Annotated in this window: 7 protein-coding genes; all 7 read right to left on the minus strand. The window is 33.3% G+C overall.

The window, feature by feature from the left end:
- Positions 1-243: 243 nt before the first annotated feature.
- Positions 244-681, minus strand: coding sequence for a hypothetical protein (locus IPM71_15940; GenBank protein ID QQS51036.1), 438 nt, complete (start codon positions 679-681; stop codon positions 244-246).
- A complete protein-coding gene (locus IPM71_15945) occupies positions 638-2,140 on the minus strand; it encodes a hypothetical protein (GenBank protein QQS51037.1) in 1,503 nt (500 codons plus the stop codon). Before IPM71_15945 ends, IPM71_15940 begins: the two co-directional genes overlap by 44 nt.
- Positions 2,141-3,997: 1,857 nt before the next feature.
- On the minus strand, positions 3,998-6,313 hold the full coding sequence (locus IPM71_15950; GenBank protein QQS51038.1) for an AAA family ATPase: 2,316 nt from the start codon (positions 6,311-6,313) through the stop codon (positions 3,998-4,000).
- A gap of 2 nt (positions 6,314-6,315) precedes the next feature.
- Entirely contained in the window at positions 6,316-11,025 is a 4,710-nt protein-coding gene (locus IPM71_15955; protein ID QQS51039.1) for a hypothetical protein, read from the minus strand.
- A 325-nt stretch (positions 11,026-11,350) separates the two neighbouring features.
- Complete coding sequence (locus tag IPM71_15960; GenBank protein ID QQS51040.1) at positions 11,351-12,019, minus strand: PorT family protein; 669 nt, start codon at positions 12,017-12,019, stop codon at positions 11,351-11,353.
- A gap of 191 nt (positions 12,020-12,210) precedes the next feature.
- Positions 12,211-12,510 (minus strand): helix-turn-helix transcriptional regulator, encoded by a 300-nt coding sequence (locus IPM71_15965; protein ID QQS51041.1) that lies wholly within the window; start codon positions 12,508-12,510, stop codon positions 12,211-12,213.
- Positions 12,497-12,847, minus strand: coding sequence for a type II toxin-antitoxin system RelE/ParE family toxin (locus IPM71_15970; protein ID QQS51042.1), 351 nt, complete (start codon positions 12,845-12,847; stop codon positions 12,497-12,499). Before IPM71_15970 ends, IPM71_15965 begins: the two co-directional genes overlap by 14 nt.
- Positions 12,848-12,973: the final 126 nt, after the last annotated feature.

Below are 12,973 nucleotides of genomic sequence, written 5' to 3' on the forward strand. Positions count from 1 at the left end.
CTCTAAATCGGTTTTCGGCTTCTCCGTTTATTTTGCTAATTTAAATTCTCAATCAGTCAAATTATGTCGTTGTCAATTTGCACGGTCGTTTTTTTTAACATAGCAGGTAACGGAAGGGTATATGATTAGTGGCGGATTTCGTAGCGATTCAGTATCAAGATAGCAAGGGGCTTGATAGTAGCACAAACCTTTGCACCACAACAAGCCCCGCCATTAATTATATACCGTGTTAGCGTTTCGTTGCTATTCAATTACGGTTGCAGTTTCATAATCTTCAGTTGTAAACACATAGAATAATTGAAATTCTTGGTCAGAAATCTTAGTCTTATTATATCCTTTTTCGAAAAATATGCTATCATAATCTTTTCGATAAATTTGATAACGCTCATTTGAGAAGTTTATATATATAGAATCTCCATGAGACGTTTCAAACTGAAATGGACCAGCCCCACCTTCTGCTTTCAATTTAAAAGATAAAGTGTCTCCAACAGGGATTTCATTATTACTAATGATTTCATCACTTGAACTATAAATTTTCATTTGTAGTTGTTTCCCACTATTATTGATGTAATTGTAGGTATTCGTTACAATTTTATCAACATCATTTTTTTCACAACTGCTGTTAAGCATCAATATACTACCAATGAGTAAAAAGAGCTTGTAAATTACCTTCTGTTCCATTATTATATCTATTTATTATGTTATCTCTCCATGAATTCCATGATGTTTGTCCTTTAATGGCATTTTCCAATTCGACCATTGTATATCCACTTACTTGATCATAACCACTTACACCGTCAACCATATCTTGAACAATACCAGTATAATTGCCAAAATAATCGGGAGTATAGCCAGTATAGACCATTCGTGTAAGATGCCATTGTACACCCCTTGCCCAGCTTTCTTTCACTTTAGTTTCAGAATCATTGTATTTTCCATGATCCATTTCCCAATGAGAAGCATGACCTAATTCATGAACGGTTGTACCATAAATATAATCATCCCTATTTTGGGGATTCCATATTTTAATCCAATTAAAAATTCCCAAAATTCTTAACGAAGCAGCATGCTGTCCATTAACATCATCATTACTCTCATTCATTGCTGCTATTTTCATTTGAGCATCCCAAAAATTATTTTGTGGTGGTCTTTTGATTCCACCTGTATTACCATAATAATAGTGATGGGCTGCCCTATGAATAATAGCATAAAATACTGACGCACCGCTAGAGATATGTAAATTCCATGCTCCTTTTTGCTTAGGTCCATTAAACCATGCCTGACCGGCTGTACCACTTCTTATACTAAATTCATATCTATCCCATTTTATTGAGTAGTTAACCTCGTAAATAAAACCACCCATGCTAAATTCTCCATTGCTATTGGTATTGCAATCTTCCATGTGAGTAGCCCATCTTGCATGAACATTAGCTCCCTCGAGCGGAATTGAACCCAAAACATCATCTTGAACAGTTATCCTTCCTGAAGGATGCCATCTTTTGGGTTTAAAAGGATTCCAACCTTTCGTACTTTTCAAAATATCATCTGATTCTTTGATATTTCCAGTAAGCTTGTATGATTCATATACTAACTGTTCATAAAAATTTGATGCAATCGAGGCACTTTTTAGTGTTGTATCTAGTTCAAGTGTGTCGAAATTCGGGATGAAAACTTCATACAATAGTTCATGCTGTATATTTGGTATCTCTTTATCAATTGGCACAACACAATATTGCCATGTTACAGAGGTATCTGGCAAATCAGGGTCATGGTAATAAGTGCCATATACATTTATTTCATAGTCGAGTGGAAAATCATAGAGTACGAAACTTGTGTCGGTTTTTAATAAATCCCATTCAATCTCATCTTTAGGCAAAAATCTAAGATATTTCTTATTTGGTTGAATTTCGTCTACTGGCGTATCTTCACCAGCTGATTTTAGGTTTGAATACGCTGCTTTCATATTGTAAATAGCGTATGGGTCGTTAATTTTATCACCTAACACCACCATACCATCTGTTACTTTATGGGGTTGTTCTTCGATTGGTGTATTGCTCTCAATCTGTTCCAATTTATCCTTTTCACACGAGAATAAACCACAACATAGAGCAAGGACTGCTATAAAAAATTTATTTTTCATTGAAAATCATTGATTTAAGGTAAATAAGAATAAAAAACTTCAATCCTAATCCAAATCTAATGAAAACCACAAGGATCGCAATGCCTCGTTTATCATTTCACAAGACTGGTTTTCATTTCTCATTATTCTCAGGATGTATTCATAATTTTACCGTTAATGTTATGTACTGTCGCTCTTTGCAATGAACGCTAACGCCCAGCAGTATGCGCAGTGCGGGAATTTTGGAAAGCCCGACCTTCAGAATTACTAAATGTTGCCAAGTTGTACATAGGCCAAATATAGCAAAACAACCCGTATTGCGTATACTGCTTGTTGCGTGCAGTGGGTTTTTGTTTTATTTCTTTGTTCTATCAATCCCAATAAACAGCTAAAGCGAAATATCCAAACAGTTTAGGGGAAATTGGATTTTAAAATCCCGATTTAGCTTAATTTATAGAAATCTCACGCTTTCAATAGCCTTTAAAAATCAGTATATTAAAATCTACTTGCAGCCAGAAGTCAATTTGTGTCTGACTTATCTACTTGCACTGGAAGTCACGGTACAAAATAGGAGAGAAGCGTTTTGTAATCGGTTCTACCAATATTCCTTCAATCATTGAGTTTTCACACATTAAAAGCTAATCCCTTTGCAAATCAGACCCAAATTCTAAAAATCCTTCTGAGCGCTGAGTCCAAATGGTATCAGAATCACTGATTTCTTGCAGGTCAAATCAAAATAAAAGTGCAGCGATAGGAATCCTGATGCAGAAAGCTTAAAACGGAGTAGAAACATTTGCCGGACTTCAAAGTCTTGTTAAAATCGAATCACATAATCCCGAAGGATACCTATCGGTGTACTTTACTTTCATCCGATTTCCAGGTGTCATGGTTTTGATGCCATTGCACGCAACGCCCAGCAGTATGCGCAGTGCGGGGATTTTAGAAAGCCGACTGTCAGCACTACTGAATGTTGATTGCTTGTACATGGCTCAAATATAGCAAAACAACCCGTATTGCGTATACTGCTTGTTGCGTGCAGTGGGTTTTTGTTTTAAAATTTTGTCCTTTTGTCCAAATAGATGGTGAAGGCTAAATATCCACGGTTAGTTAATGTCTTTTACAATTTTAAATCCCGATGAGAGCTTATTATTTAGAAATCCCACGTTTTCGATGACGTTTAAAAATCAGCGCATTAAAATCTGCTTGCAGCCAGAAGTCAATTAGTGTTTGACTTATTTACTTGCACTGGAAGTCACAATACGAGTAGGAGCGAGGCTCGTCAGAATTGGCTCTCCCAATAACTCTTAAATCATTAAATTATAGAGTTCTCACACATTAAAAACTGCACTAAATGCAAATCACAATCAAATTCTAAAAATCCTTCCGAGCGTTGAGTCCAAATGGTATCAGCATCATTGATTTCTTGCAGGTCAAATCAAAATAAAAGTGCAGCGATAGGAATCCTGATGCAGAAAGTTATTAAAGTGCACTAAGTCTTGTCGGACTATAAAGTCTTGTTAAAATCGAATCACATAATCCCGAAGGATACCTATCGGTGTACTTTACTTTCATCCGATTTCCAGGTGTCATGGTTTTGATGCCATTGCACGCAACGGTCACATATATGAAATGTTGGGGATTGCGGGCGTCATCACTGTCTGCCGTTACAAATGCTGGTGCGGGGCAGAAACTTTCAAGTAACCACCTAAACCCCAATATTTTATATATGATGTTGTGTGCTGCCCTTTTTTCATTTCATTTTGTCTATCAGTCATTTAGTGTCCGTTTTTGTTGTGCGTTGGCTTGGTGGCTCTTTTGCAAAACTTGGCTTTAGAGTGGACTTGTGCGGTTTTGCAAATGTGCCACCAAATGCGCTGGCTAATATTTCATTTGTTTTAAAAAGTCTTTAAGTTTAATTGTCGTTATTCCGAAACCTTTTGATTTAAGCTGTAAACCATTGTCAGACGTAAGCATAATCGGATTTTCGTCTTTGTATTTTAGGGCAACTGTCAAAATAAAATTGTCTGGCGATTTTTTGTCAAAGTCGCTTGGTAACAAAGTCAGGTCGGCTGTGTCCATTTTTATATTGCGTTTGTCAAAGCTGTCATTGATTTGTTTAATTGCCTTTTGAACATTTTGTTTTTGTTGTTCTGTCGGTAATGTAACTTTCAATTTGTCTAATTCATCAATAACTTTTGCTGATAAAACAACTTGATACTGTTTGTCAATTTTTGAAATTATGTCGGGTTGGTCAACAAATACATTGGTGTCAATAATGTAAATATTTTCCTTCCCTTTAACGATTTCTTTCTTAGGCTTTTCAAACTTAGAAAGGTCTATTTTGCCAAGAACTTTTAATCCTGTTTGGCTTTCTAACTTTTCTTCAACCTGTGGTTCATTCTTTACTGAGGTTTTGCTTGCAATTAGTTTTTTATCAGTGGTGTAATAAAATGAATATTCATCATTTAGTTTTTGAAGATACATTTTCACGTCTTCGTCTAAATGGGGGTAAGAACTGATAATATCTTTATCTGCAATAATGATTGTATGACGTTTTGAACGGCTTGTAGCAACATTAAACAAACGCTTTTCTAATGAATGATTGTAACCTGAATTTGGAATTACAAATATTGTTATGTCAGTTGTTAACCCTTGTATACGTGCAACAGTTTCAATGAGTAAATTTTTCGGATTTTCAATAGAACCGTAGATATTTTTTTGCAGGGCTTTTACTGTGTCAATGTAATTACTTAAAACAGATATGTGCAAATTTTCTTTGACTTTCAACAAATGAGCCACTAACATTCTGGCTATTTCTATAGCATTAGAAGGTTTTTTGTTTCCAACCTCTAAATCCGCTTTTATGAGAGTAGAACCACCTTGCGGGTTGAAAAACACATTTATGTCATCAGGAATTTCAGGAAAAGATAATCGTATTTCTGTCTTAGCTCTTGATTTAAGGCTATTGTTATAAAATATTCCTGTGTAATCAGAACCTCTTTGGGGCAAACGGTATGTTTCAGTCAATTGAAAAATAGGAACTGATGAAGTATCCGAAAGAGCTTTCAAACCGTCCACTAAAAAATCATAATTCTTTTTACTAACTTTATCATCATTGATAGCAACAACAGGCGGTAACTGTTTTGTGTCGCCAATCCAAATATTCTTCTTTCCTAAAAGTTTTGCTGCACCAAACATAGCAAGTAATGCTTGACTTGCTTCATCAACTATTACATAATCAAAAGGTGGTTTGTCATTTAATTTAGCGGCTTCGCTGCTTGCAATAAAGAATGTTGATAAAACTAAATTACTTGGTTGCGGATTTATTTCTTTTGTCGGTTGCAATTTTGGAAATTCATTTTTCTCATCGGTTGAGATTTTAGTTTTAAAAATCATACCGTTATCTAATAAATTTGATAATGCTGGTTTTTCAACAACTTCAATTAACGCTCTGTTTGTAAGTGATGTTACTAAAACCGATTTGCCTTGTTCACATAAACGTTTACATATTTCAGCAATTTGATATGTTTTGCCTGTTCCAGGCGGTCCAATTAATACAACTTGGTCTGTTAAGGATAGTTGACTTAATATGAAATTCGGGATGTCGTTTTTGTTGTCAAGTAATGAAGGTTGCCAATTTGTTTTTAGAAAATCTTGGTCTAAAATTGAACTTACGTTTTCTGAATAGTTGTTCTGAACTATTTTTTGAAGATTGGCAATGTATTCAAAAGGTGGTCTATTTGGCCCCAAAAGCAAAATCATCTTTTCTGCCTCTGAAATATTGACAGAAAATTCTATTTCTACACCCCGAAAACCAGCGATATAAAAATCTTTTTCAAGATTTCCATCCTTGTCTTTTGAAGGTGCTTGCCACACACAAACCGTTTCAGTAAAATTTGCTTTTTCTTTTACTAAATCGCCATAAGTTTTTTCTCCCCAATTTCTAAAATCTCTTAAATCCTTTGGAACGGTAAAACAATACAAATATTCTCCTTTGCGTGGCAAACCTCGCTTAGTAGAAAATTTTAGTATCATTTCTCCGTCTTTGAATGCTAGAAATTGAGCAACAAAAAGCTCTTCTCTTTCTTGAAGCAAAAACTTAGCGGAAGTATTTAATTTTTGGTTAAATGCTTTCGTTTGTGCTTGAAGCTCTTCTTCAAGAAAATTACTATGTTCTTGCCTTGTATATTTCATTTTTACAATATGCTTTCGTCATCACCGCTTAAATCCTCTTCGTTTCTTCTTTCGTCAAAACGATAATCGCTCAAATCTTTAGCTACGCTGTAATCGCTTGGTTTTACACTGTTGAAATCAAAATGAACATTACCGAAATAATGAAGCAATTCAGCAAATTTCTCTAACCTGTCCTCTACATCAAGGTTTTCTGTACTAAAACTTATTGTAAGCTTATCTTGATTTCTCAATAACTCATACAATTTTAAGCAACCTAATTTTCTATTTCCAAAATGTAACCAAAACATAGAGTTTGGTTTCATTAGTTGTATCCATTCGTTTGCGCCAATTTTTAAAGGTTCGTCTTGGTATTTATAACTTTTTACTACAAGCGGAAATTCAACATCATCTTTATATACACCGTCTATTGTTGAGAATCTGCCCATTCCTTCTGTAAATTCAAATCCTTCTCTTTCTAATTTTTCTTTGACAATTTCTTTTGCTTCTCGGTTTGCTTCTTTTTGGTCGTTCATAGAAATATCTGTGCTAAATTCAGAGCCTAACGTAGCTTCGTTTGCTCTTCTTAATTGAGCATTCTCTTTTTCTAATACATCTAATTTGTTTTGCCACAGTCCGTCAAAATTAAAATCGTCATTTTCTAATTCTAATTTTCGTAATTCTTTTTTAACATCAGCATTACGATTAACGTAGATGTTATTTTCATCATCAATTGCAGTGTTTCCTTCATAGAAATAATAAAACACAAAATCTTCAATTTCATCAAGTGAAATTGTTTTAGGTAATTCTCCTTCGTATAGATATATAGAAACATCAGAGTCCTCTTTCCAATTTTCATAGTACGATTCTTCCCATTCTGCTGCGTTTTCTCGCAACTCTTCAAAATCAAATTCCTCTTTAATTTCTAAATCGCCATTTTTGCTTCTGTTTTCATTGATAACATTAACTACTTTCTTGAATGTTTCAAATTGTTCTGGTGTTTTGAGTGTAGTTTCTTTTTCTTTTAACCATTCAAACGAATTGAATAGATTTGTTTCATCTGCGTTAAAGCGAGTTTCTTGTGCCAAACGGTTATTGTGAAAATCTTTGATTTTATCACTTAAATATTTTCGTAACTCAACAGCAATTGTGTTTTCTGTCCAGACACCTAAATCGGAAAGGAATTCAATTTTAATTTCTTCATTACCAATCCATTTTATTAGATAATCGGGCAAGACCTCACTTTCACAAGCGTATTTACTTGGATAAACTGCTGTTTTTGGATTAAATCCTAAAATGTTTTCGGTTTCTACATCATCAATTTTACTCCAATCAATATTTTTGATTGCATTTTTTTTACTTTTCTGGTTCCATTGATTGAATAAAAATTCCACAAAACTTATCTTCTGCTCATCAGATAAATCAGTTTTCAAACAAGGACAAATAAATTTTTCATCTTCAAAATAGGGTTCAAGTAAAATTCGATTATCTGTATTACCAATATTTACAGGTAATTTAAGTAGTTCGCTAATATCAGAATATTGCTGTTTTAGTAAATAATCTTCGCCTATAAATGAAAATGGTTTTACATAATAATTGTATTTAAGCTCCCATACTTTATCATCTAATGTTTCTACTTTGAATTTTTCTACCTCAACACTATTGTTTTTGGCGATTAAAATTGCAAACGCTAACTGTTCGGCATTCTCTAACGTTGTAACTTGTTCTGAAAACATTTGAAAGATATCGCTTGGTTCAGGTTCTTCACTTATGCCAAACAAATTTCTAATTCGTTCTTTGTTCAATCCAAGTCCAATAAATTGATTTATCAAACTGCTTAAATGGTCGCTGTTTTCGTAATTGTCAGGAAGAATTTTAGCAAGGCTTAATTCACAATCGTCAATTTTTATCTTTTCTATGAAAGGTGGAATTTCAGAAATTTTTAAATCTTGATTTTCGGTTTCTATGACAACTTTGTCTTTGAACTTTTGATAATCGCTTTCCATCAACACACTACAAGCTAAATCTAAAATTTTATACTCGTAGTCCTCTTTGGTGTACTGGGTTTCTGAATTAAACCTGAACTCTGAAAGCTCCTGTAAAAATTTGTGTTTAGCCTTATACTTAACAATATCTACAAGAATATCTTTATGTTCATCTACATCAACAAACTCCAAAATCAAACTGTGTAAATCATCAGCTTTTATTATGCCTTCTTCGTCCTTATATTCCAAAAATTCATACGGAAGAACGAATAAGTTATCACTACAATTATCATCTAAAAACGTCCTTGCATCCTTGTCGGCTGACTGAACTTGATAAGTCTCGTTTGTTTTTTCATCAATTACAAAACCGTTACTCTCTTTTCTGATAATAAATTCTTTGAAAAAGGGTTTTTGATTTTCTTGATAAAGTTTAATTAGCGATTTGACTTCTTCTGTTGTCGTTAATTCAGCAATTATATCAGCTTGATTTTGTTGGTAAATATTTTTGAATATTTCTTCCGATTCTGAAATTAAGTATGGATTAAGTTCTGGAAAGTGTTCATCTTGTTTTATCTTGTATGCGTTTAGCCAACTTGGTGATTGAATTTTGCCAATAAGTTCGTTAAGCGGTTTTATTTCTGAATTACTATTGCAAAACAACTGCAAGTCTTTTAATGTGCTTTCTGCAACGTTGTCAAATTTGGTTCCTTCGTTAATAAAATTGAGAAATAGTTTTTTCTTTTCTTTTGCTGACAAAGTGTTTGTTTTACATTTTTCTGCAATAAAAGCGTACATCTGCTTTTCATCGGGCATTCTTTCAATGGAAGAAAAAATATTTGGATATTCAGATGTACTAATTTCAGAAAGGATAATTCCAATTTTGTCAAGTTCATCAATTATGCCTTCTGTTTTGGTCATTTTAAAAAAGGCATCTGAAAAGTTATAATTAAAATTATAAATTGTTCTATATTGTGTGCTTTGAGGTGAACGAACCTTTTTAATTACATCGTTGATTGAATAATACTCTCCATTTGAGAATTTAAAAAGTTTGATTTGACAAATCCTATCTTTGGTTTCTTTCCGTAAATAGCTTTCTTCAAGTTCTTTTAAAAATGCTCTGTATGTTTTATTATCACAAATTGAAATCCAGTTATTTATACTTTCAAGGTCAGCGTTTTCAATAATATCTCTGATGTCCCATTCTTCAATACTTAATTTTTCAGCTTTTTTTGCTTCTTCAATCAACAATATGTCTGTTTCATTATTCCACTTAAACCATTGAATATCATTTAGTCCAAATTCAGTTAAATCAAGGTTTAATTGAAGTTTATTGATTTTTACATTCTCTGGTTTGTCCGAAACCCCATTTTTAGTAGGAATATTTTCAAGTATATATTGATGAATAAATTTAAAAAAGTTATTGTCTATATGTGGTTTGTTTTTCGGGCTTTTAGATAGCAAAAAATTACCGTACAAAGACAAGAAAAGATTACGGTTATTTTCTTTTTGTGTGTTGGCATATGCAATTATGCTCTTTGCGATTATTGGTAAAAGCTTTTCATTGATTTGTGAATTAGCTTGAAGTTTACGCCTGTCATTATTCATATCAAAGGCGTTGCAATGCAATAAAAAACTAAAACCATTCTTTTCTTCGTCCATTGAAAAGAACGTGTAAAGATTTGGCGCTAATTCGTTTTGTAAATCAACAGCCTTTTTATAATCACGATAAAATGCGAATGTGAATTTTATGTCCCGATTTTTATTTTTAGGGTTTATGTCTATGAATTCTTGGCTATCAATAGGAAACGAATGTGAATAATCTAAAACTGATTGCGCCTTAATTTCGTCACCATTAATATATATTTTATTCAAGCTATTTAAAAATTTGAAAGAGTATGACAGACCGCTTTTGATTTTATCGATACCTTCATCTAAGAATTTGCTTTTCCCTTTACCTAATCTCAAAAAGAAAATTGAACCATTCTTGAGATAGTTGTCCTCAGCTAAATTTACATTTTGCAAAGAGCCATTTAAAAACTCTCGCATTTCTGCTAATTCCGTTTCATCAAACTTTATATCCCTTGTATCATAATCACCTAATCTGATTGGTTCCTTATAATTTGAAGGGAAACAGGTATATAAAAGTTTAACAAGCCAAGGATTTTCCCTGTCCCTTTCGTAGTCATAATTTTCTTTTGCTTTTCCAATACCAGAAACAAAGATTGGTTCTCCTTCAATAAATTTTTTTAACTGAAAGTAATTGTTCCAACTAAAAATTATTGGACCAGCATAATCGTTTATTATTGCTTCTCGCCCGTCATCAGCACCAACTAATCTATGTAATATTTTGAAACCAATACCAAATGTGCCAATATCTTCTCCGTCTTTATAGTTACCTGCCACATTGATAATCGCTGACATATCAAGGTCTGAGAAATAATTACCGTTGTTAATACAGAGTAAATATTTTTCATTGTAACTCACACTGAAAAATGACGATTTACAATCGTCAGCATTTTGAATAAGCTCATAAATGGCTTGGTCGTCTGCCGCTACGTTTAATGCAATTGTTCCTAAAAGTTTACCTAAATCTTCTCTGTTCCCATATATGAGTTTCGAAAATCCTGTTTCGTTTCGTTTTTTGTCCGGGTGTAAGGAACCAACAAAATTGAGGTCTAAATGACCTCTTTCTCTTGCAACTTCTTCTTTGTAGAATTTACGAAAATGGAAAGCATTTCTTGTATATAACATTCTTCCTTATATCATTTTAATTAGTACAATGTCTGTTGAGTGGGTTGGGGCAAAAGCAAATGTGCTGCATTGGGGCGGTTTTAAGCGTGGGGATGCAGCTCTTTTGATTTTGCTGAAGCGTTGGCTTTTTCTCTTTCATTATTCTGTTCATTTTCTGTCGGTAGTGTCGTCTTTTAGGGTTGCACACAACGTTGAGTGTATGGTGTCGTGCGGGATTACGAGGAGAAAACTTATCAATTTACACCAACTTTTTTTACGAGCTACAAGCACTCGAATATCTCTGAAACCCGCATGCACTATACACATTGTTGTGCGTATGTGCTTTTTATTCAGTCAATTTATTAATGTTTAATCCAATTTTTGCTCCCCAACAAATATCTTTTATACTCAATCCTGCGTTGTCAAGATTCTTTGTGAAATTTGGATTGTATTCTAACTCAAAATATATCAAATCCTTGATGTCAATTCCTAATCCGATTAATCCACCAATATTAAATTTATTGAAATCTTCTATTGTTGATTCATACATATTAAATTTCAGTCCAGAACCAGGCTCTTCTATTTCTACGTCTTTATATGAAATCATATAATCGCCACGTAATCCAGCTAAAAAATATGGAGAAAAATCAGTTTTCAACAGTTTTATTTTTAATCCAAGATTAAGTGCTAAGTCATGCAATATCACATTGTCATTATTTGTTCCAATAAAAGTTCCTTCTGCGGAAGTAAGTGTTAAATTATTTTTAAATCCTTTTTGTATGTATCCAAATTCCGTCCGCAGAGCTAAGAGTTTTCCAAAATCCTTTTCCGCTTGCAAAAAAGCTTGAAGTCCAAATTTATATTCATTATCTGAATCAACGTTTACTAATTTGTAATCCCAAATCTGAGTAGAATATGAAGTTCCAACGTTAATTCCATATCGGTCAATTATCTGACTGTATGAAAGTTTCCCTATTAATGTCAAGGCAAGAATAAGTACAAATCTTTGTTTCATATTTTTTATTTGTTGGTTAATATGTTTGGTTATTATCGTATCGAGGCATTACGCACAACGGATGGCGGTATGGTTTGCGCGGATTTCATATTCTGTCGTTGTCCAACCACCTGAGATTTGAAAAAAGCAGGAAGCTGTTTTTGTCCGACGAAAACCCGCGTAAATTATACCGCGTGTTAGCGCAAGTTATTTTACAATCTAATAGAAAGGTCAAGTTGTCCACCCAATCCTAATTGCACTATTTTTTGTAAAGTCGAAAGTCTAACTTCCTTGATATTATTTTCAATCTTGGAAATATAGGATTTCGTTGTCCCTGTTTTTTCTGCTAATTCCGCTTGTGTCATTCCCTTTTCAATTCTAGCCTCTTGCAGTAATGCACCAAGCTTAAAATTCTCGTAACCATTTTCAAGTTCATCTCTTGATTGGGTTCCTTTTAAACCATAATGTTTATCCTTGAACTCTTCCAGGTTCATTTTGTTATTTGCTTTCATTTTCGTATTCCTCCTTAATTTTTAGTGCACGCTCAATCTCTTTCTTAGGTGTTTTCTGTGTTTTTTTATGAAAACCATTTGCCAGAATTATGAGTTTTCCTTGGTCAAAAAAGCAGAATATTCTAAAAATATCACTTCCGTGTTTAATTCTAATCTCGTACAATCCATTAGTTGATTCAAGATGTTTTAGATAGACCTCTGGAACTCTTTCCAATTCCTCAATTAGTTCAATCGTCCAGATTATTTTCGCTTTTACTTTATCCGTTTGCTCAATAAAGAATCTTTCAAAATAATCTTTATAAAATATTGCAATCCTATATTTCCGTTTTGATTCCATGCAACAAAAATACAAAATGTTTCACTAAAGTACAACTTTCTTTTTTATAATTTGCGCTAACGTTGACGGTATGGCCAGTAAGGGATTGCGGGCGATTCACCTATCAAGTTACAACAAACTTTGAGG

The organism is Bacteroidota bacterium (assembly GCA_016699695.1).
Lineage (GTDB): Bacteria > Bacteroidota > Bacteroidia > Bacteroidales > UBA10428 > UBA10428.